Source organism: Kitasatospora sp. NPDC054795 (genome assembly GCF_053611565.1).
In genome coordinates, this window is sequence record NZ_JBSHAP010000076.1 from 21,901 (window position 1) to 41,772 (window position 19,872).

Annotated in this window: 17 protein-coding genes and 2 tRNA genes; 12 read left to right on the forward strand and 7 right to left on the reverse strand. The window is 72.4% G+C overall.

The features are described 5' to 3' along the window. Positions 1 to 8: 8 nt before the first annotated feature. From ACWGJO_RS25610 to ACWGJO_RS25620, 3 genes are all read right to left on the reverse strand, one after another. Positions 9 to 542: a superoxide dismutase family protein gene (locus tag ACWGJO_RS25610; RefSeq protein WP_452187202.1), complete on the reverse strand. Its 534-nt coding sequence runs from the start codon at positions 540 to 542 to the stop codon at positions 9 to 11. Between the two features lie 82 nt (positions 543 to 624). Then, positions 625 to 1,026: a type II toxin-antitoxin system VapC family toxin gene (locus ACWGJO_RS25615; protein ID WP_452187204.1), complete on the reverse strand. Its 402-nt coding sequence runs from the start codon at positions 1,024 to 1,026 to the stop codon at positions 625 to 627. A gap of 125 nt (positions 1,027 to 1,151) precedes the next feature. Continuing rightward, positions 1,152 to 1,499: a hypothetical protein gene (locus ACWGJO_RS25620; RefSeq protein WP_380546605.1), complete on the reverse strand. Its 348-nt coding sequence runs from the start codon at positions 1,497 to 1,499 to the stop codon at positions 1,152 to 1,154. Positions 1,500 to 1,529: 30 nt separating this feature from the next. On the opposite strand from ACWGJO_RS25620, the gene ACWGJO_RS25625 reads away from it, so the two are divergent. From ACWGJO_RS25625 to ACWGJO_RS25640, 4 genes are all read left to right on the forward strand, one after another. Beyond that, a complete protein-coding gene (locus ACWGJO_RS25625; RefSeq protein WP_452187206.1) occupies positions 1,530 to 2,693 on the forward strand; it encodes a hypothetical protein in 1,164 nt (387 codons plus the stop codon). After that, positions 2,690 to 2,845 (forward strand): hypothetical protein, encoded by a 156-nt coding sequence (locus tag ACWGJO_RS25630; protein WP_359909976.1) that lies wholly within the window; start codon positions 2,690 to 2,692, stop codon positions 2,843 to 2,845. The genes ACWGJO_RS25625 and ACWGJO_RS25630 overlap by 4 nt, the downstream gene beginning before the upstream one ends. Positions 2,846 to 3,028: 183 nt before the next feature. Beyond that, positions 3,029 to 5,674 (forward strand): aconitate hydratase AcnA, encoded by a 2,646-nt coding sequence (acnA, locus tag ACWGJO_RS25635; RefSeq protein WP_387736437.1) that lies wholly within the window; start codon positions 3,029 to 3,031, stop codon positions 5,672 to 5,674. 219 nt (positions 5,675 to 5,893) lie between these two features. Then, on the forward strand, positions 5,894 to 7,201 hold the full coding sequence (locus ACWGJO_RS25640) for a glycoside hydrolase family 18 protein (protein WP_452187208.1): 1,308 nt from the start codon (positions 5,894 to 5,896) through the stop codon (positions 7,199 to 7,201). A 164-nt stretch (positions 7,202 to 7,365) separates the two neighbouring features. On the opposite strand, the gene pepN is transcribed toward ACWGJO_RS25640, so the two are convergent. After that, positions 7,366 to 10,005, reverse strand: a complete 2,640-nt coding sequence (gene pepN, locus ACWGJO_RS25645) for an aminopeptidase N (RefSeq protein WP_452187210.1) — start codon at positions 10,003 to 10,005, stop codon at positions 7,366 to 7,368. A gap of 221 nt (positions 10,006 to 10,226) precedes the next feature. Between pepN and ACWGJO_RS25650 the strand changes: the two genes are divergently transcribed. After that, positions 10,227 to 10,859, forward strand: a complete 633-nt coding sequence (locus tag ACWGJO_RS25650) for a mycothiol-dependent nitroreductase Rv2466c family protein (RefSeq protein WP_387695343.1) — start codon at positions 10,227 to 10,229, stop codon at positions 10,857 to 10,859. Between the two features lie 78 nt (positions 10,860 to 10,937). Here ACWGJO_RS25650 and ACWGJO_RS25655 read toward each other — a convergent pair whose 3' ends face one another. Then, on the reverse strand, positions 10,938 to 12,365 hold the full coding sequence (locus ACWGJO_RS25655; protein WP_452187212.1) for an amino acid permease: 1,428 nt from the start codon (positions 12,363 to 12,365) through the stop codon (positions 10,938 to 10,940). A gap of 266 nt (positions 12,366 to 12,631) precedes the next feature. Here ACWGJO_RS25655 and ACWGJO_RS25660 point away from each other — a divergent pair, with 266 nt between their 5' ends. The 4 genes from ACWGJO_RS25660 (at position 12,632) to ACWGJO_RS25675 (ending at position 16,056) form a co-directional block, all read left to right on the forward strand. After that, complete coding sequence (locus ACWGJO_RS25660) at positions 12,632 to 13,231, forward strand: biotin transporter BioY (RefSeq protein ID WP_380353532.1); 600 nt, start codon at positions 12,632 to 12,634, stop codon at positions 13,229 to 13,231. A 94-nt stretch (positions 13,232 to 13,325) separates the two neighbouring features. Further along, the gene (locus ACWGJO_RS25665; RefSeq protein ID WP_387695340.1) at positions 13,326 to 13,811 is read left to right on the forward strand and encodes a ribose-5-phosphate isomerase; all 486 of its coding nucleotides are present in this window, start codon (positions 13,326 to 13,328) and stop codon (positions 13,809 to 13,811) included. A gap of 342 nt (positions 13,812 to 14,153) precedes the next feature. Further along, positions 14,154 to 15,380, forward strand: a complete 1,227-nt coding sequence (locus ACWGJO_RS25670; protein WP_452187215.1) for a PP2C family protein-serine/threonine phosphatase — start codon at positions 14,154 to 14,156, stop codon at positions 15,378 to 15,380. A 478-nt stretch (positions 15,381 to 15,858) separates the two neighbouring features. Next, the gene (locus tag ACWGJO_RS25675; protein ID WP_359914825.1) at positions 15,859 to 16,056 is read left to right on the forward strand and encodes a hypothetical protein; all 198 of its coding nucleotides are present in this window, start codon (positions 15,859 to 15,861) and stop codon (positions 16,054 to 16,056) included. Between the two features lie 33 nt (positions 16,057 to 16,089). Here the strand turns inward: ACWGJO_RS25675 and ACWGJO_RS25680 are convergent, their stop codons facing one another. Further along, the gene (locus ACWGJO_RS25680) at positions 16,090 to 16,875 is read right to left on the reverse strand and encodes a DUF6348 family protein (RefSeq protein WP_452187217.1); all 786 of its coding nucleotides are present in this window, start codon (positions 16,873 to 16,875) and stop codon (positions 16,090 to 16,092) included. Between the two features lie 190 nt (positions 16,876 to 17,065). On the opposite strand from ACWGJO_RS25680, the gene ACWGJO_RS25685 reads away from it, so the two are divergent. Further along, a complete protein-coding gene (locus tag ACWGJO_RS25685; RefSeq protein WP_452187219.1) occupies positions 17,066 to 17,623 on the forward strand; it encodes a DUF6197 family protein in 558 nt (185 codons plus the stop codon). A 74-nt stretch (positions 17,624 to 17,697) separates the two neighbouring features. On the opposite strand, the gene ACWGJO_RS25690 is transcribed toward ACWGJO_RS25685, so the two are convergent. Beyond that, positions 17,698 to 17,768 (reverse strand) — tRNA-Gly (locus tag ACWGJO_RS25690). A gap of 194 nt (positions 17,769 to 17,962) precedes the next feature. Here ACWGJO_RS25690 and ACWGJO_RS25695 point away from each other — a divergent pair. Continuing rightward, a tRNA-Pro gene (locus tag ACWGJO_RS25695) sits at positions 17,963 to 18,036 on the forward strand. 306 nt (positions 18,037 to 18,342) lie between these two features. Then, the gene (gene tig, locus ACWGJO_RS25700; RefSeq protein ID WP_452187221.1) at positions 18,343 to 19,734 is read left to right on the forward strand and encodes a trigger factor; all 1,392 of its coding nucleotides are present in this window, start codon (positions 18,343 to 18,345) and stop codon (positions 19,732 to 19,734) included. The last annotated feature ends 138 nt before the right edge of the window (positions 19,735 to 19,872 follow it).

Here is a 19,872-nt window from a genome sequence, read left to right on the forward strand (position 1 = left end):
GCCCGGCCTCAGTCGTCCAGCTTGACGCAGGCCACCCGGTCGCCCGCCGCGTGCGGGCCGGCCGGGGTGCCCGCGTGCAGCACCAGCGAGCGGGCCTCGCCCGGCCGCGGCTGCCAGGCCACCGCGGTGGTGGCACTGCCCCCGCCCCGCCCGTTGGTGAACAGCACCAGCCGCAGCTCGTTGCGCTCGTTGGCGTACACCGGGTCGCTGGACGGCTGCACCGGGTCGACATCGTCCTGGTAGTGCGGCCCGGAGGAGGCCGGGTCGGCCCCGCAGCCGCCGGTGTGCAGGTGCACCGGGAACTCGTGGTCGGGGGCGAGCCCGGAGGCCGTCAGGGTAAGCACCGTCCGCCCGGGCACCGAGCGGTCGGTGACGATCCGAACGTGCGAGCCGTACGGCACCAGGTCGCTCGCGTAGCTGATGGCGGCCGGCGGGACGAAGGCGGTGGCCGGGTCGAAGTCGGCCTCGACGACGGAGACCGGCGAGGTGGCGGGGACGAGCAGGGCCAGTGGCAGCAGGGCGGCGGCGAACGGAGCGGTCATCGGGACGGGGCCTTCCACGGGCGGGGCGGGGGTCGCCCTGCTAACGCGGCCGGGGCTCCGAGGACACCCGGCCCGTGGCGGCTCAGTCGCGCCGGATCCCCCGGATCTCGCAGCGCGGCCCGCTGGCCCGCATCAGCCGCAGGTCGGCGGTGACCAGCGGCACCCCGTACCGCTCGGCGACCGCGACGTACGCGGCGTCGTCCGGGGTGAGGTTGTCCTTGAGCTCCCAGATCCGGCCGAGCAGCGGCGCCACCTCGACCTTGCGGATCGTCACCGCCGCGAGTTCTCGGGTGAGTTCGGCGACCCGCTCGGCAGTCAGTTCCTTGGCCAGGTAGAGCCCGCGCAGCGACTGCATCACCTCGATGACGATGTGCTCGGGCGCCACCCATTCGCCGCCGGAGGTGAGTTCCGCGCGGGCCCGGATCCCGCGCGGGCCCTGGTCGGCGAGCGCCAGTACCAGCGCGGATGCGTCCACCACGATCATCTGTCGGCCCCTGCCCGTTTCCGCACGTCGAGTCACCGGTCACGGTACCGGGGCGGCCCGCGGGCGCGTCCCGCGGATCCCTGCCGTCCCCGCCCGCCCCGTGACGAGGTGGGCGGGGCGGGCGGTCAGGACAGGATCAGCAGTCCGGCCAGCAGCGAGGCGGCGTTGGCGGTGCCGGCGGCGAGCCAGGGCAGCGGGTCGCGCGGGCGGAGCCCGGCGAGCGGGCCCAGCAGCAGCGCCTCGACGGCGCAGACCGCGGCCTCGCCGAGCGTGAAGCCCGTCCAGTACGCTGCCGCCGGCCCGTCGGTCCAGTGCCGGAGGGTCCACCAGAGCAGTGGGTGCGTCACCAGGTTGACCAGGACGGCGGCCGCGGCCGCCCGCCCGGGTCGGACCCGCCCCACGCGGACGAGGGCGGCCGTGTAGACGGGCGTCTCGGTCAGCAGGGTGAGGGCGAGGGCCACCGGGTAGCGCACGGCGGGGATCGTGCCACGGAGAGGGGGAGCATGGCGACCACGAGCGCGGGCGCGACAACCGGCGCCACCGGCGCCACCGGCGCAACCGGCGCCACCGGCGCAACCGGCGCCACCGGCGCAACCGGCGCCACCGGCGCAACCGGCGCCACCGGCGCCACCAGCGCCCCCGGAACCGCAGGACCCGCAGGACCCGCAGGACCCGCAGGACCCGAGGGAGCCGCCTGGCCCGCGCCCGGCCCGGCCGCCCGGCCCGGCGTCGCGCCGTTCGCGGGCTTCGCCCTGGCGGCCGTCCTGGCCCTGGCGCTGGCGCTGCGGGCGCCGACCGGCCTGGCGGTGCTGGGCCTGGCCGTCTTCGGCCTGCTGCACAACGTGCTGGAGCTGCGCTACGTGGCCGGCCGCTTCGCCGCCGTGCTGACCGGCCCGCTGCTGCGGCTGCTGCTGGCGCTGGTGACCGGCATCGTGCTGTGCCGCCTGCTGCCGCCTTCGCGGGCCGCCCAGTCGGCGGAGATCCTGCTCGCGTACGGCCTGCTGGCGGCGGCCTGCCGGTACGGGCTGCGCGGCCGTCCCCGGCTGCTGCTCGCGGGCGTGGCGCTGCTGGGGGTGGCCGGCGCGGCCTCGCTGGCGTTTCCCGCGTACCACTTCGTGGTGCTGGCCCATCTGCACAACGTGGTGCCGCTGCTGTTCCTGGCCGAGTGGTCGCGCCGGCTGGCGCGGGGCCGTGCGGCGTTCCTGGCGTTGCAGTCGGCCTGGGTGCTGCTGGTGCCGGCCCTGTTGTTGAGCGGTCTGCTGGACGGGCTGCTGTCCCAGCGCCCCGGTGGCTGGACGGACCGGCTGGCGGCGGCGTACACCCCGCCGGCCCTGCTGACGCCGCAGGCGGGTCTGCGCTTCCTGGCGGTGTTCGCCTTCCTCCAGTCGATGCACTACGTGGTCTGGGTGTGGTTCCTGCCGCGGTACGCGCCGGAGGCGGCGGAGCGCTTCGAGGCCCGGGTGCCGGGGCTGCGCGGGGTGCGGGCCTGGGGGCTGGGCGCGGGCCTGGGGCTGCTGCTGGCCCTGTTGTTCGCCGTGGACTACGCCCGGGGCCGGTCGGTGTACGCCGCGTTGGCGAGTTACCACGCCTATCTGGAGTTCCCGGTGCTGCTGATGCTGGTTCTGGGCCCGGGAGTGAACCGGGCGCGAACGGAGGAGGAAGAGTGACGACGATCCGGCTGGCCGACATCGCCCCCTCGCCGACCGGCGGTTCCGGTGGTGAGCTTGTGGTGGTGCTGCTGGTGGCGGCGGCTGTCGTGGCGGGTGCGGTGTGGCTGATCAGGCTGGAGCGCAAGCGGCGCGGCCCGGACGACCGGTGAGTCACGGCATGCACTATGGTTTATCTCGACATCGAGATAACTGCCCCTTACGATATATCTCGACATCAAGATACTTGCCGAGAGGCGCTCGCCGGCGATGCGGGCAAGGTCAGCCTAAGTAAGGGTGACCTTACCACCGTGTGACGGCCGGATATCGCACGAAGCACCCAGAAGGAGTCAGTCGTGTCCGCGAACAGCTTCGACGCCCGCAGCTCGCTGCAGGTGGGCGACGAGTCGTACGAGATCTTCAAGCTCTCCGCCGTCGAGGGTTCCGAGCGGCTGCCGTACAGCCTCAAGGTGCTGCTGGAGAACCTGCTCCGCACGGAGGACGGCGCGAACATCACCGCCGACCACATCCGCGCCCTCGGCGCCTGGGACGAGAACGCCCAGCCGAGCCAGGAGATCCAGTTCACGCCGGCCCGCGTGATCATGCAGGACTTCACCGGCGTGCCGTGCGTGGTCGACCTCGCCACCATGCGCGAGGCCGTCAAGGAGCTGGGCGGCGACCCGGCCAAGATCAACCCGCTGGCCCCGGCCGAGCTGGTCATCGACCACTCGGTCATCGCCGACAAGTTCGGCACCAAGGACGCGTTCACCCAGAACGTCGAGATCGAGTACGGCCGCAACAAGGAGCGCTACCAGTTCCTGCGCTGGGGCCAGACCGCCTTCGACGAGTTCAAGGTCGTCCCGCCGGGCACCGGCATCGTCCACCAGGTGAACATCGAGCACCTGGCCCGCACCGTCATGGTCCGCGGCGGCCAGGCCTACCCGGACACCTGTGTCGGCACCGACTCGCACACCACCATGGTCAACGGCCTGGGCGTGCTGGGCTGGGGCGTCGGCGGCATCGAGGCCGAGGCCGCCATGCTCGGCCAGCCGGTCTCCATGCTGATCCCGCGCGTCGTCGGCTTCAAGCTGACCGGCGAGCTGCCGGCCGGCACCACCGCCACCGACCTGGTGCTCACCATCACCGAGATGCTGCGCAAGCACGGTGTGGTCGGCAAGTTCGTCGAGTTCTACGGCGACGGCATCGGCTCCATCCCGCTGGCCAACCGCGCCACCATCGGCAACATGTCGCCGGAGTTCGGCTCGACCTGCGCGATCTTCCCGATCGACGCCGAGACCATCAACTACCTGAAGCTCACCGGCCGCGACGAGCAGCAGCTCGCCCTGGTCGAGGCGTACGCCAAGGAGCAGGGTCTCTGGCACAACCCGTCGCACGAGCCGGTCTACTCCGAGTACCTGGAGCTGGACGTCTCGACCGTCGTCCCGTCGATCTCCGGCCCGAAGCGCCCGCAGGACCGCGTGATCCTGGCCGAGGCCGCCGAGCGGTTCGCTGAGGCGCTGCCGACCTACTCCGCCGAGGCCTCGAAGCCGACCGCCGTCACCGCCCCCGACGGCTCGTCCTACGAGATCGACAACGGCGCGGTCGTGATCGCCTCGATCACCTCCTGCACCAACACCTCCAACCCCTCCGTCATGCTGGGCGCCGCCCTGCTGGCGAAGAAGGCCGTGGAGAAGGGCCTGCACGTCAAGCCCTGGGTCAAGACCACCCTGGCGCCCGGCTCCAAGGTCGTCATGGACTACTACGAGAAGGCCGGCCTGCTCCCGTACATGGAGAAGCTGGGCTTCAACCTGGTCGGCTACGGCTGCGTCACCTGCATCGGCAACTCGGGCCCGCTGCCCGAGGAGGTCTCGGCCGCCGTCAACGAGGCCGACCTCGCGGTCGTCTCGGTGCTCTCCGGCAACCGCAACTTCGAGGGCCGGATCAACCCGGACGTCAAGATGAACTACCTGGCCTCCCCGCCGCTGGTGGTCGCCTACGCCCTCGCCGGCAACATGAACATCGACATCACCAAGGACGCCCTGGGTCAGGACGCCGACGGCAACGACGTGTTCCTCGCCGACATCTGGCCGTCGGAGCAGGAGGTCGCCGACACCGTCGCCGGCTCCATCGACGAGGCCATGTTCGACAAGGGCTACCAGGATGTCTTCGCCGGTGACCACCGCTGGCAGTCGCTCCCGGTCCCGACCGGCAACACCTTCGAGTGGGACGCCGAGTCCACCTACGTCCGCAAGCCCCCGTACTTCGAGGGCATGGCCAAGACCCCGAGCCCGGTGACCGACATCGCCGGCGCCCGCGTCCTGGCCAAGCTGGGCGACTCGGTCACCACCGACCACATCTCCCCGGCCGGCAACATCAAGCCGGGCACCCCGGCGGCTCAGTACCTGACCGCCAACGGTGTCGAGAAGCGCGACTTCAACTCCTACGGTTCCCGTCGTGGCAACCACGAGGTGATGATCCGCGGCACCTTCGCCAACATCCGCCTGCGCAACCAGATCGCGCCGGGCACCGAGGGCGGCTACACCCGCGACTTCACCCAGGCCGACGCGCCGGTGTCGTTCATCTACGACGCCTCGCAGAACTACCAGGCCGCCGGCATCCCGCTGGTCGTCCTGGCCGGCAAGGAGTACGGCTCCGGCTCGTCCCGCGACTGGGCGGCCAAGGGCACCGCGCTGCTGGGCGTCAAGGCCGTCATCGCCGAGTCGTACGAGCGCATCCACCGCTCGAACCTGATCGGCATGGGCGTCCTGCCGCTGCAGTTCCCGGAGGGCGAGAACGCCGAGTCCCTCGGCCTGACCGGCGAGGAGACCTTCTCCTTCACCGGCGTGACCGAGCTCAACGAGGGCCGCACCCCGAAGACCGTCAAGGTCAAGGCCGGTGACGTCGAGTTCGACGCGGTCGTGCGCATCGACACCCCCGGTGAGGCGGACTACTACCGCAACGGCGGCATCCTGCAGTACGTGCTGCGCTCGCTCATCGGCTGATCGGGCTCATCGGCTGATCAGGCTCATCGGCTGACCGGGCACGGCGGCCGAGTCCCGCACGGGCCCGAGGAGGGGCCGGACCGCACATCGCGGTCCGGCCCCTCTTTTGCATGCTGCACCGACCGGGCCCGCCCCCTTGTGCGGTGAACGGCAGATGGACTAAACCTCTCTCTCATCTGGTCCAGACCATTTGACGTCGCTTCAGAGAACAGGTCCGGTATGCCCACTCGCGCCTCAGCCCTGCTCGCCGCCGCCACCGTCGCCGCGCTGCTCGCCGCCCCCGCCACCGCCAACGCCGCCGACGGACGGCACGGCCCGAAGCTGAAGGGCCAGCGGGTCGGCTACTTCACCCAGTGGGGCGCCGACAGCTCCGCCAAGCGGGTCCAGGAGTCCGGCCAGGCGGCCAGGCTCACCGTCATCAACTACGCCTTCGGCAACGTCTCCGTCGAGGGCACCTGCTTCGAGAGCAACGAGGCCGGCCAGGGTGACGCCCACAACGACTACCAGCGCTCCTTCTCCGCGGCCGAGTCGGTGGACGGCGTGGCCGACGCCCCGGGCCAGAAACTGAAGGGCCACTTCAACCAGCTGCGCAAGCTCAAGGCGAAGAACCCCCAGCTGCGCACGGTGATCTCACTGGGCGGCTGGAGCTGGTCCAAGTACTTCTCCGACGCGGCCGCCACCCCCGAGGCCCGCGAGAAGTTCGTCTCCTCCTGCATCGACCTCTACCTCAAGGGCGACGTGCCGGTCCTGGCCGGCTCCCCGGAGGGCGGCAAGGGCGCGGCCGCGGGCGTCTTCGACGGCATCGACGTCGACTGGGAGTACCCGGGCGGCGGCGGGGACGCGGGCAACGTGGTCCGGCCCGAGGACGGCCGCAACTTCACCCTGCTGATGCAGGAGTTCCGCGACCAGCTGGACGCCCTGAGCGGCAGGAAGGGCAAGCACTACCTGCTGACCGCCGCCGTGGCCGCCAACGAGACCGTCGCCGACCGGCTCGAACTGCCCAGGCTCAGCGAGTCGATGGACTGGCTGAACGTGATGACCTACGACCTGCACGGTCCGTGGGAGGGCAAGGGCCCGGCCAACCACCAGGCCAACCTGTACTCCGACCCGACCGACCCGGACCCGCGCAGGCGCAGCGCCGACACCGCCGTGACGCACTACCAGGAGCGCGGAATGCCTTCCGAGCAGCTCGTCCTCGGGGCCCCGCTGTACGGCCACGGCTGGACCGGCGTCGCCCCCGGCAAGCGCGGCGGCCTCTTCCAGAGCGCCACCGCGGCCGCGGCCGACCACTCGTACCAGGAGATCAACGCGCTGCCGGGCAAGGTCCACCTGGACCGTGACCACGGCGCGTCCTGGAAGTACGACGGCACCACCTTCTACAGCTACGACACGGCCGAGGTGCTCACCCAGAAGGCGCGGTACACGCGCTGGAACGACCTGGCCGGGGTGATGGTCTGGTCGCTGGACGGCGACGACGCCCAGGGCAGCGCGATCGCCGCGCTGGACCGCGGTCTGCGCCGCGACTGACCGCCCCGCCTCCAGGGCCCGCCGCGGAAGCACCCGCGGCGGGCCCCGCTACGCCGGCTGCGCGCGCGGACGTGAACCGTCCCGGCGAGCCGGCCGTTGCGGTGAAGGCCCTTGTGGCGTACGGCCGTTGCGGCGTACGGCCGGTCAGGCCCGGGGGCGGCCCGTCAGGCCCGGTCGCAGGCCTGCGCCCGCAGCGCGCGGGCCAGGTCGTCCCGGCGCTCCAGCACCAGACGGCGCAGCGCGGGCGCGGCCTGCGGGTGCCCGGCGAGCCAGGCGTCGGCCTCGGCCAGGGTCTGCTCGTCGGTCTGGGCGATCGGGAAGAAGCCGCCGACGATCCGCATCGCGATCTCGATGGTCCGGTCGGCCCAGATCCGCTCCAGCAGCTTGAAGTACGGCGCCGCGTAGAGGGCGCTCAGGTCGCGCTGGGAGGGGATCGAGAAGCCCGCGGTGTTGGCCTCGACCAGGGCGCTCGGCAGCTCGTCCGAGTCGATCACGGCCGACCAGGCGGCGGCCTTGGCCTCCGCGGTGGGCCGGGCGGCCAGGCACTGGGTGTGGTGCCGCTTGCCGCTCGCGGTGTTGTCGGCGGCCAGTTCGGCGGCCAGCTCCTCGTCGGCGGCCTGGCCGGACGCGGCCAGCGCCAGCCACAGCGACCAGCGCAGGTCCTGGTCGACCTCCAGCCCGTCGATCCGGGCGCTGCCGGACAGCAGGCCGCGGACCAGGCCGAGGTGCTCGGCGCCGCCGGCGGTCTGGGCGAGGAAGCGGGCCCAGGCCAGCTGGTGGTCGCTGCCGGGGACGGCTTCGCGCAGCTCGCGCAGGGCGCCGTCGGCGAGCAGCCGGCCGCCCTCGCCGCGCCAGGCCGGGTCCGCGTACAGGTCGACGGCGGTCTTGGCCTGGGCGTGCAGCGACTGGAGCACGCCGATGTTGCCCTCCTGGCCGGCGAACCGCAGCACCAGGGCGACGTAGTCGCGGGCCGGCATCAGGCCGTCCCGGGTGAGGTTCCAGACCGCGGACCAGGTCAGCGCGCGGGCCAGCTCGTCGCGGATGTCGCCGAGGCCGGCGCGCAGGTTCTCCAGCGACTCCTCGTCGAAGCGGATCTTGCAGTAGGTCAGGTCGTCGTCGTTGAGCAGCACCAGCGCAGGGCGGGGCAGGCCGGCGGCCTCGGCGACGACGGTCCGGGCGCCGGTGACGTCCAGTTCGATCCGCCCGGTGCGGACCAGGGCGCCGTCGGCGTCCCGGTCGTACAGGCCGACCGCGATCCGGTGGGGGCGCAGCACCTCGCCGTCCTGGAGCACCGCCAGCTCGGTGATCCGGCCCTCGGCGTCGGTGGTGACCTGCGGGGTGAGCGAGTTGACCCCGGAGGTCTGGAGCCAGGCGGCGGCCCAGGCCTTGAGGTCGCGGCCGCTGGTCTCCTCCAGCACCTCCAGCAGGTCGCCCAGCTCGGTGTTGCCGAAGGCGTGGCGCTTGAAGTAGCGGCGGGCGCCCTCGAAGAAGGCCTCGGACCCGACGTACGCCACCAGCTGCTTGAGGACGGAGGCGCCCTTGGCGTAGGTGATGCCGTCGAAGTTGAGCTTGGCGTCCTCCAGGTCCCGGATGTCCGCGGTGATCGGGTGGGTGGTGGGGAACTGGTCCTGCCGGTAGGCCCAGGCCTTGCGCTGGTTGGCGAAGGTGACCCAGGCGGAGGAGTAGCGGGTGCGGGCGCCGATCAGGCCGTAGGAGCCCATGAAGTCGGCGAAGGACTCCTTCAGCCACAGGTCGTCCCACCAGCGCATGGTGACCAGGTCGCCGAACCACATGTGCGCCATCTCGTGCAGGATGACGTTGGCCCGGCCCTCGTACGCGGCGTCGGTGACCTTCGAGCGGAAGACGAACTCCTCGCGGAAGGTGACGCAGCCGGGGTTCTCCATCGCGCCGATGTTGTACTCGGGAACGAAGGCCTGGTCGTACTTGCCGAACGGGTACGGGTAGTCGAACTCCTCGTGGAAGAAGTCGAGTCCGAGCTTGGTGACGCCGAGGATCTCGTCCGCGTCGAAGTACGGGGCCAGCGACTGGCGGCACATCGCGGAGAGCGGGATCTCCAGCGCGGTGCCGTCGGCCAGCTCGCGGCGGTAGTGGTCGCGGGCGACGTGGTACGGGCCGGCGACGACGGCGGTGAGGTAGGTGGAGATCGGCTTGGTCGGCGCGAACTCCCAGGTGCGGCCGCCGTCCTGCCCGGTGCCGTCCTGCTCGGCGCCGTCCTGCCCGGTGCCGTCCTGCTCGGCGCCGTCCTGTCCGGTGCCGTCCTGCTCGGTGACCTTCTCGTACGTGGCGTTGGACCACACGTTCCAGGCGGCCGGTGCGGTCACGGTGAAGGTGAACGGGGCCTTCAGGTCGGGCTGCTCGAAGTTCGCGAACACCCGGCGGGCGTCGGCCGGCTCGTAGTGGGTGTAGAGGTAGGTCTCGCCGTCCACCGGGTCGACGAAGCGGTGCAGGCCCTCGCCGGTGCGGCTGTAGGCGCAGTCCGCCTCGACGGTCAGCACGTTCTCGGCGGCCAGGCCGTCGATGTGCACCCGGGCGCCGTCGTAGGCGGTGGCCGGGTCGAGGGCTCGGCCGTTCAGGGTGACCGAGCGGACGGCGGGGGCGAGCAGGTCGAGGAAGGTGCCGGCACCGGGCTGGGAGCAGCGGAAGGTGACGGTGGTGGTGGAGCGGAAGGTGCCGGCCGCCCGGTCAGGGGCCGAGGTCACGTCCAGCCGGACCCGGTAGCCGTCCACGGTCAGGATGCTGGCCCGCTGCTGCGCCTCGTCGCGGCTGAGGTTCTTGCCCGGCACGGCGGTACTCCTTTGTCCGGCTCGCACGGTGGTGCGCCTGTGGGTGGTGCGGTCTCGCGCGGGGTGTGCCGCGCGCGGGGTCATCCTTTCACGCCGCTCGCCGTCAGTACCATTGCACAGGCCGCCGCGTCCGCGCCGGAATCAGCGGCCCCGGGCGGGTGTTGGCGTTCCGGGGGTGGAACTCCTCCCTGCCCAGGATCGCCTCACGAAGGACACCACCAGTGACGACTGCCACTGAGCGCAAGACCGCCGACTTCTGGTTCGACCCGGCCTGCCCGTGGGCGTGGATGACCTCCCGCTGGATGGTCGAGGTCGAGCGGCTGCGTCCGGTCGACGTGCGCTGGCACGTGATGAGCCTGTCGGTGCTCAACGAGCACCGGGACCTCCCGGAGAGCTACCGGGAACTGCTGGACAACGCCTGGGGCGCGGTGCGGGTCTGCATCGCCGCCGCCGAGCAGCACGGGCCGCAGGTGCTCGGCCGGCTCTACACCGAGCTGGGCGTGCGCTTCCACAACCAGGGCCTGCCGCAGAACCGGGAGACCATCGAGGCCGCCCTGGTGGCCGCGGGCCTGCCGGCGGAGCTGGCCGACGCGGGCGGCACGGACGCCTACGACGACGCCCTGCGCGCCTCGCACAAGGAGGGCATCACCCTGGTCGGCGAGGACGTCGGCACCCCGGTGATCGCGGTCGAGGGCGCGGACGGCGAGCGGGTGGCCTTCTTCGGCCCGGTGGTCACCCCCGCCCCGAAGGGCGAGGCCGCGGCCCGGCTGTGGGACGGCACCCTGCTGGTGGCCTCCACCCCGGGCTTCTACGAGATCAAGCGCACCCGCACGGCCGGCCCGTCCTTCGAGTGAGCCGTACGTAGTTCCCCAAAGACGCGGCAGGGCCCGGTACCGATCGGTACCGGGCCCTCGCCTTCACCGACGGGGAGGTCAGCGCAGGGCGGCGGCGTCCCGGCGCTGCTTGAGCAGCCCGGCGACGGTGAGCAGCGCGACCAGCACGCCGGCCGCGTACAGCTGGTCGCGGTTGCCCTCGGTGGTGGTCATCAGGGCGAGGATGGCGGCCACGGCGGCCATCGCGACCCAGGTGAGGTACGGGTAGCCCCACATCTTCACGGTGAGCAGCTCGGGCGCCTCGCGCTCCAGCCGGCGGCGCATCCGCAGCTGGACGACGCAGATGAACAGCCAGACCACCAGGATCGCCACGCCGGTGGTGTTCATCAGCCAGGTGAACACGGTGTCCGGCCAGAACTTGGCCGCCAGCACGGCGCCGAAGCCGAACAGGCAGGAGATCAGCACGGCTCTGCGCGGCACGCCGCCGCTGACCTTGGCCAGCGCCTTGGGGCCCTGGCCGCGGCCGACCAGCGAGTACGCCATCCGGGAGGCGCCGTAGATGTTGGCGTTCATCGCGGACAGCAGCGCGACCAGCACCACCACCTGCATGATCGTTCCGGCGGCGGGCACCCCGAGGTGGCTCAGCACGGTGACGTACGGGCCGTCGGCGACGACCTTCGGGTCCTTCCAGGAGACCAGGGTGACCACCAGGGCCATCGAGCCGATGTAGAAGATCGCGATCCGCCACACCGCGGTGCGCACGGCGTTGGCGACGTTCTTCTTGGGGTCGTCGGACTCGGCGGCGGCGATGGTGACGGTTTCCAGGCCGCCGTACGCGAAGACCGAGGCGAGCAGGCCGATGATCAGTCCGTCGACGCCGTTGGGCAGGAAGCCGCCCTGGCCGGTGAGGTTCGCCGTGCCGGGGGCGCCGGGGCCGATCACCCCGGCGATGCCGAGTCCGCCGAGGACCAGGAAGGCGATGATCGCGGCGACCTTGATCGCGGCGAACCAGAACTCGAACTCGCCGAAGTTCTTCACCGCGGTGAGGTTGCTGGCGCAGAAGAAGGCCATGAACAGGCCGACCCAGACCCAGGCGGAGACGCCGGGGATCCAGCCGTTGACGATCTTCCCGGCGGCGGTGGCCTCGGCGGCGACGCCGCAGCAGAGCATCACCCAGTACATCCAGCCGGCCGTGATCCCGGCCCAGGGGCCGATCTCCTTCTCGGCGTGCACCGAGAACGAGCCGGAGGCGGGGCGGGCGGCGGACATCTCGCCGAGCATTCTCATGATCAGCATGACCAGGAGGCCGGAGAGCACGAACGCCAGGATGATCGCCGGGCCGGCGGCCGCGATGCCGGCGCCGGAGCCGACGAAGAGGCCGGCGCCGATCACGCCGCCGAGGGCGATCATGGACAGGTGGCGCTGCTTCAGGCCGTGCGAGAGCTGCTGACCACCCGACGCCGGGCCTGCGGCCGGCTGGGTGCCGGTGGGGGTCCCGGTCGCCGTCGGGGCGGAAGTGGGGGCCATAGGGGTGGTTCCAGACTGTGCGGTATGCGACATGAGCTGTCCAATATCCGGGGGCACCCCTGTCCATGCCAAGAATGTTCGATTCGGGCCCACCATGCGGACCCTGCCGAAACCTACCGTGATCATGCTGTGACCAGGAGTTGTTCCGGTCCGGTTCCGACAATGCCCGAGGGTGGGGGTTTGTCCGAAACCGTGCCGTTCGCCCAGTGGATCACCGCGTAGGTTCACAGGTGTTCACTCACCTGGACTCTCACGGAGGAGCCCCGATGGCCACTGCCACCACCCCGATACCGCGCCGCACCGTCCTCGCCGACCTGCTGCCCGCCGCCTCCACCCGCCTCGGCGCCCAGGCCCGCGACCTGGCCCTGGTGGCCGGCGGCGCCGCGCTGACCGGCCTGGCCGCCCAGCTGTCGGTGAACGTCCCCGGCTCGCCGGTGCCCGTCACCGGCCAGACCTTCGCCGCCCTGCTGGTCGGCACCGCGCTCGGCGCCCGCCGCGGCGTCGCCTCGATGGTGCTCTACCTGCTGGCCGGCATGGCGGGCCTGCCCTGGTTCGCCGAGGGCACCTCGGGCTGGGCGACGGCCTCCTTCGGCTACGTGATCGGCTTCGTCCTCGCCGCCGCCGTGACCGGCGCGCTGGCCCGCCGCGGCGCCGACCGCACCCCGGTCAACACCGCCGTCACCATGGTCCTCGGCAGCCTCGCCATCTACGCGGTCGGCGTCCCGTACCTCGCCCTGTCGCTGCACGTGCCGCTCGCCCGCGCCGCCGAGCTCGGCCTCTACCCGTACCTGGTCGGCGACGCCGTCAAGGCCGCCTTCGCCGCCGGCGCCCTGCCGCTGGCCTGGAAGCTGCTCGGCCGGCGCTGATCCGCCCGCCCGCCCGGCCGTCCCACCCCGCCGCCCCACCCGGTCGGCGCCCCCGTTGTCGGGCCCGGGCGCACGCGCATGCCACACTCATGGCATGCGCGTGTACCTGGGCTCAGACCATGCCGGATACGAACTGAAGAACCACCTCGTGGAGTGGCTCAAGGGGGCCGGCCACGAGCCGGTCGACTGCGGGCCGCACATCTACGACGCCGAGGACGACTACCCGCCGTTCTGCCTGCGTGCCGCCGAGCGCACCGCCGCCGACGAGGACGCCCTGGGCATCGTGATCGGCGGCTCGGGCAACGGCGAGGCGATCGCCGCCAACAAGGTCAAGGGCGTCCGGGCCGCGCTGGCCTGGAGCGTGCAGACCGCCGAGCTCGGCCGTCAGCACAACAACGCCAACGTGATCTCCATCGGCGGCCGCATGCACACCCAGGATGAGGCCACCGAGTTCGTCGAGGTCTTCCTCAAGACCCCGTACAGCGGCGAGCCCCGGCACACCCGCCGGATCGAGATGCTGAGCGAGTACGAGACCACCGGCGAACTCCCGCCGATCCCGGCCCACCACCCGCAGGGCTGATCCCGCCACCCACCCTTCCCGACGGCCGGCCGCACGCTCCCGTGCGACCGGCCGCCGCCGTGTCCGGGCGCCCCCGGACGGCCCCGGACCTCGCCCGACAGGCCCGCGGCGGCCCGCTCCGCCTGTGGGATCGGCCACAGACCCCGGCGCTCGGACACCCCCGTACGCGGGGCGCGCACACCGCCCGCACGGTTCCGTACGCCCAACCGGCGTACGCCTCCTGACGGCACGCCCGCAACCCCGCCGATCGGCCGAAACCCGCCGGGCGCCCCGCGCTCCGGCGCCCGCGCCCGCCCCCGGCCCGTCGACGCCGGGCCGTGCCCGTGGATAGGGTCGGACCCCATGGCTGGCAGAGCGCCGGGCAAACCGCCCCAGACGACTGCGACGAGGCCCGGCGCCGCCACGGCGTCCGAGTCCGTGACGGCCCGGTTGCGCAAGAGGGTCCGCCGGGTCCGCCGAAGGCTGCGCACAGCCGGTGTGGACTACTTCCGCGGCGGCGCCGCCGACTGGCCGGTGCTCTGCGCGCTCGCCCTGCTCGTCCCGCTGCTGATCCTGCTCAACATCTGGATGCCCGACTGGGCCCCGCCCACCTCCCTGGTCCTGCCGATCCTGGCCGGCGCCCTGCTGCTGCGCCCCGGCAGCCTGGTGGTGCTCTACGCGCTGGCCGCGCTGGGCCTCTCCTCCGAGTCCGTGATCCACACCGGCCAGCGGGTCGCCAGCGACAACCCCGAGGCGTACATCTACGGCGTGACCCCGGGCGCGGCCCTGGTGGTCGGCGCCGCCGGGGTGGGCGGCCTGCTGCTCGCCCAGTTCCGGGCCCGGGTCGGCGTGCCCTGGTGGGGCGGCTCCACCATGCTGTTCGACCTGCGCGAGCGGCTGCGGGTGCAGAGCCGGGTGCCCGAGCTGCCGGAGGGCTGGCACGCGGACATGGCGCTGCGCCCGGCCGGCGGCCAGTCCTTCTCCGGGGACTTCGTGGTCGCCGCCCGCACCGGCCCCGGCCAGCGGCTGCTGGAGGTGGTCCTCGCGGACGTCTCCGGCAAGGGCATGGACGCCGGCTCCCGCGCGCTGCTGCTCTCCGGCGCCTTCGGCGGCCTGGTCGGTTCGCTGCCCGCGCACGACTTCCTGCCCGCCGCCAACGGCTACCTGCTGCGCCAGTCCTGGGAGGAGGGCTTCGCCACCGCCGTCCACCTGGTGCTGGACCTGGACACCGGGGAGTACGAGCTGCTCTCGGCCGGGCACCTGCCGGGCATGCAGCGGCTGGCCGGGGAGGGGCGCTGGGAGGTCAAGCAGGCCGAGGGCCCGCTGCTCGGGATCTACGACGGCGCCAAGTTCGAGGGCGTGCGCGGCCGGCTGAACCGGGGCGACGTGCTGATGCTGTGCACCGACGGCATGGTCGAGGCCCCGGGCCGGGACCTCGGGGAGGGCATGGACCGGCTGATGGGGGAGGCGGACCGGCTGGTGCCCGGCGGCGGACCCGGGACGGGCACGGGCACCGCGGCCGCGCTGATCGAGACGGTCGCCCGGGACATCAACGACGACCGCGCCGTGCTGCTGCTCTGGCGCGACTGACGGTGCCGCCGGGGCACATGCCGAGGGCATCCGCCGCTGTCAAGCCCGGCAGCTGATCTTCGGCCAATTCGCAGGCCCCGTCGACGGAGCGGACCAGCGGCTTCCGTTCCCCGCCCCGGGCCGTTTTCCGGCCGCTCAGCACGGCCCCGCCGACGATTCGTCAGGACGGCTCCGCTATCGTCCCGGTCGGCGGAAACTCGTCTCGCATCGCAGGATATCGGCGTTGGGCTGACTTTCAGACCTTTACGCAATCGGCACGGTCGACCACACTGAGTCCGGGCGGGACTGTTCAGGATTCGGGGGATTGGGGGCGTCACGTGCGGTACGACAGACAGCGGTCGACTGTGGGCTCCCTCGCCGGCGCTGCGCCGGACGGTCCGCGATTCCGCCTCGGGACCGTCGGACAGGCCGGGGTCCGGCTTTCGCAGGTGCCGCCGGGCGGCGGCACCCCGCTATGAAAACGAGGAAGTGAGTCCGGGTGGCACTCTCCGTCTCCGCACTGGTCCTGTTCGCGATCCTGTGCATCATCTTCATCCGCAACAAGCAGATGAAGATCCCGCACGCGATCGTCGCCGCCCTGTTCGGCTTCATGCTCCACGAGACCACGGTCGCCGGCTCCATCAACTCCCTGCTGGCCAACCTCGCGCACAGCATCTCCGGCATCACCGGGGGCTGACCCGGCCGGGCCGTCCGCACCCTCGCCCAGGGGTCACCGGTCGGCCCGTCTGGCCTCCCGCCAGCGAGCGAACAGTCCCCGGGGGCGCGCCGCCGCCGGGGCACGCATCGGCGCGGGTGCCACCGCACCCGCCGGCGGGTGCTGCCCCGATGCCGTCGGCTCGGCCGTGAGCAGCACGAACAGCCGTGCCCAGCACAGCCGTTCACCTCGCGGCCAGTCCAGCGCGCGCAGCGCCGCCGACGCGGCCTCCGACACCTCGCCGCCCACCCGGACCTCGGCGACGTCGTCCCCCGCCTTCCCGCCCAGGAAGAGCTTGACGCCCACCGGCCCGGGCCCGGTCAACCCGGCGCGCAGCGCGGGCGCCAGCGCCGGCAGCACCCGGTGCTCGGCGAGCCAGCCCGCCAGGTGCTCGTTGCCGAAGCCGAACACCGCGGCCGGCCCCTGCACCGCGCGCCAGCCCGGGAGTCCGGGCAGGGCCGGGCGGTCGGCGCGGATCCCGCGGCTCCCCGCGACCTCGACCAGCACCGGGGCGGTGGTGGTCGCCCACATCTTCACCGCGTTGGCGAGCTTCTCCTCCTCGGTCTTGCCGAGGCCCGCCGCGCAGTCCCACACCACCGGGGCGTCCGCCCGGCCCAGGTGGAGCACGAAGCCGAGGTCCACGTGCCCGACGCCGTCGTCCCCGGGGTGCTCGCGCACCGCCACGGCGGTGGTGCCGGGGCCGCGGACCACCTCGCCGTCCGGGCGGAACACCTGGCCCAGGCGTGCCATCTCCCGGACCACACAGCGCTGAATGACGGCCAGTCGCTCCTGAGGATGCACCGGGACTCCTCCACCTCGGGAGCGCGGCGGCTGAGCTCGCGCTCGAACTGCGCTCGAACGCCGCCGAGGCTATCGGCCCGACAGCCCGCCGGGAAACCATGCGGACCCCGCGGTCCTCCGGTCGCGGAAATGTCCTGGATGCCCCACTTTGGGCAGCGGAACCTGAAGGCCGTCCGCCCGGAGGACCCGCATGCCCCGCGCCACCGCCCCGCCCCCGCCCGTCCTCCTCGCCCCCGGGGCGCCGCCGTTCGGTCCGGCCGGCCCCGGGCTGGTCGCCGAGATCGAGGCCTACCTCGCCTCGCTGCCCGCCCCCGCGCGCACCCCGGTGCCGTACGTCTGCCCTCACGGCAGCGTCCTGCGGCCCTGGCAGGCCGGCCACCCCGAGCCCCGGGCCACCCTGCTCGACCGGGCACTGGGCCGGCCCGCGCGCCCCGTGCCGGTCGGCGCGGCCGACCACCTCCGGCTCGCCTCCCGCTACATCGGCGCGCACGGCTGGCTCCAGGGCGCGATGTGGGACGCGGCCGGCCGGGTCTGCCTGCTCGGCGCGCAGGCCGCCGTCCTGGCACACGGCTACGGGACCCCGGACACCGTGCGCACCGCCCGGGTGCAGCTGATGGAGGTGCTGCACGCCACCGGCCGCCCGGCGCGCTCCCCGGACGAGTACAACGACCGCCCGACCACCCGGGAGGGCGACGTCCACCAGCTGCTGGACCGGGCCGCCGCCCGGGCCGCACGGCTCGGACTCTGAGGCGGAAGAGGCCGCGGCGGCCCGGGGAACGCCGACGGCCCCGGTGCGCTGGGCACACCGGGGCCGGATCGGAGAGCGGGCGACGAGAATCGAACTCGCGTGACTAGTTTGGAAGACTAGGGCTCTACCATTGAGCTACGCCCGCACGACGCTCCCAGCCGTCACCGGCCGGAAGTCCGGGGGACAGCGTACCTGGTCCGGCCGTCCGAGCGCACGCCCCCTCGCCCAGCGCCCTGCGCGCACCCCCTCGCGCCCGCGCGGTATATGTCGCGGTCGCGCCCGCGCGGAACAACTCGGCGAGCCGTGCAGGCCCGGCGTGTACGCTTCCTCTCGGCACCACGGGGTGTGGCGCAGTTTGGTAGCGCGTCCGCTTTGGGAGCGGAAGGCCGTCGGTTCGAATCCGGTCACCCCGACAGTGCGGCAGGGTCTCGCCCGACGGGGGCGGGGCCCTGTTCTGTGTGGGAGCTCCCCGGCGGCGGTACGGTGGCGCCTGGCGTCCGCCTTTGGTGGTACCGGTAGGATGGGGCGCTGGCGGTAGTCCCTGTGGCGTCCCCCCAGGTCAACCGCACGAGGGCGAGGAGTCAAGCTCACCGTCCACCCCACGGGAGATGCAGCTCCAACCGCCCATCGCCCGTCTCGTCCGACCCCCCTTCCGGCTCCGGCCGGGCGATGGGGACGGGCGGAGACAACCTGACCGCAAGCCCCTAGGAGACCTAACCGTGAAGAGCGCCGTCGAGACTCTGAACCCGACCCGGGTTCGACTCACCGTCGAGGTGCCCTTCGAGGAGCTCAAGCCCAGCCTCGACGCGGCGTACAAGAAGATCAACCAGCAGGTCTCGGTCCCGGGCTTCCGCAAGGGCAAGATCCCGAACCGGGTCATCGACCAGCGCTTCGGCCGTGGTGCCGTGCTGGAAGAGGCCGTCAACGACGCCCTGCCGCGCTTCTACACGCAGGCCGTCGACGAGGTCAAGATCGAGGTCCTCGGACAGCCCGACATCACCAACATCGAGGGTGTCGAGAAGATCGCCGATGGCGGCGACCTGAAGTTCACCGCCGAGGTCGACGTCCGTCCGGAGGTCACCCTGCCGGAGTTCTCCTCCATCGAGGTGACCGTCGACCCGATCGTCGTCTCCGACGAGGACATCGAGAAGTCGCTGGAGCAGCTGCGCGAGCGCTTCTCCTCGGTCAAGGACGTCGAGCGCGCCGCCGCCGAGGGCGACATCGTGGTCGTGGACCTGGTCGCCAAGGTCGACGGTGAGGTGCCGGACGACGGCACCGCCAACGGCGTCAGCTACGAGATCGGCTCGGGCCGCCTCATCGACGGCATCGACGAGGCCGTCGTCGGCCTGTCGGCCGGCGAGGAGAAGACCTTCGAGACCGAGCTCAAGGGTGGCACCCAGGCGGGCAAGACCTCCGAGGTCACCGTCACCGTCACCGCCGTCCAGGAGAAGGAGCTGCCCGAGCTGGACGACGAGTTCGCCCAGCTGGCCAGCGAGTTCGACACCCTGGAGGACCTGCGCGCCGACTCCCGCAAGCGCCTGGAGCGCATGAAGGAGTACGACCAGGCCACCCAGGCCCAGGAGAAGGTCCTGGACGCGCTGCTCGCCCTGGTTGAGATCGAGTACCCCGAGAAGCTCCTCAAGGACGAGGTCGAGACCCGCAAGCACAACGTGGAGCACCACCAGCTCCAGCCGATGGGCCTCTCCCTCGACGCCTACCTGGAGACCCAGGGCAAGACCGCCGAGGAGTGGGACGCGGAGATCGAGGAGCAGGCGAAGAAGGGCATCAAGACCCAGTTCGTCCTGGACCAGATCGTCGCCGACGAGGAGCTGGGTGTTAACCAGGAGGAGCTGACCGAGCACCTCATCCGCCGCGCCGCCGGCTCCGGCCTCACCCCGGACCAGTTCGCCCAGCAGGTCGTCCAGGGCGGCCAGGTTCCGCTGCTGGTCGGCGAGGTCGCCCGCGGCAAGGCGCTGGCCACCGTGGTCGAGGCCGCCAAGGTCGTCGACACCGAGGGCAACGAGATCAACTTCGACGACGAGGACGAGACGGCCGAGACCGTCGAGGCCGCCGCCGAGGAGACCTCCGCCGAGGAGAAGACCGAGGCCTGAGTGCCCCGGTAGCCCCTCAAGGCCGCAGCGGGCCCGGACACCGTAAGGTTGCACGGCCGCCTGTCGTGACCCCCCGGCGGCACCGCCCGACTGGGGTGAACGCGAACAGATCTGGGGGCGGGGTTCAGGGGACACGCC

Bases quoted from the DNA above. Each gene is read 5' to 3' on its own strand.
- ACWGJO_RS25610 (WP_452187202.1), bottom strand. From the start codon at position 542: ATGACCGCTCCGTTCGCCGCCGCCCTGCTGCCACTGGCCCTGCTCGTC.
- ACWGJO_RS25615 (WP_452187204.1), bottom strand. From the start codon at position 1,026: ATGATCGTGGTGGACGCATCCGCGCTGGTACTGGCGCTCGCCGACCAG.
- ACWGJO_RS25625 (WP_452187206.1), top strand. From the start codon at position 1,530: ATGGCGACCACGAGCGCGGGCGCGACAACCGGCGCCACCGGCGCCACC.
- ACWGJO_RS25640 (WP_452187208.1), top strand. From the start codon at position 5,894: ATGCCCACTCGCGCCTCAGCCCTGCTCGCCGCCGCCACCGTCGCCGCG.
- ACWGJO_RS25655 (WP_452187212.1), bottom strand. From the start codon at position 12,365: ATGGCCCCCACTTCCGCCCCGACGGCGACCGGGACCCCCACCGGCACC.
- ACWGJO_RS25660 (WP_380353532.1), top strand. From the start codon at position 12,632: ATGGCCACTGCCACCACCCCGATACCGCGCCGCACCGTCCTCGCCGAC.
- ACWGJO_RS25665 (WP_387695340.1), top strand. From the start codon at position 13,326: ATGCGCGTGTACCTGGGCTCAGACCATGCCGGATACGAACTGAAGAAC.
- ACWGJO_RS25670 (WP_452187215.1), top strand. From the start codon at position 14,154: ATGGCTGGCAGAGCGCCGGGCAAACCGCCCCAGACGACTGCGACGAGG.
- ACWGJO_RS25685 (WP_452187219.1), top strand. From the start codon at position 17,066: ATGCCCCGCGCCACCGCCCCGCCCCCGCCCGTCCTCCTCGCCCCCGGG.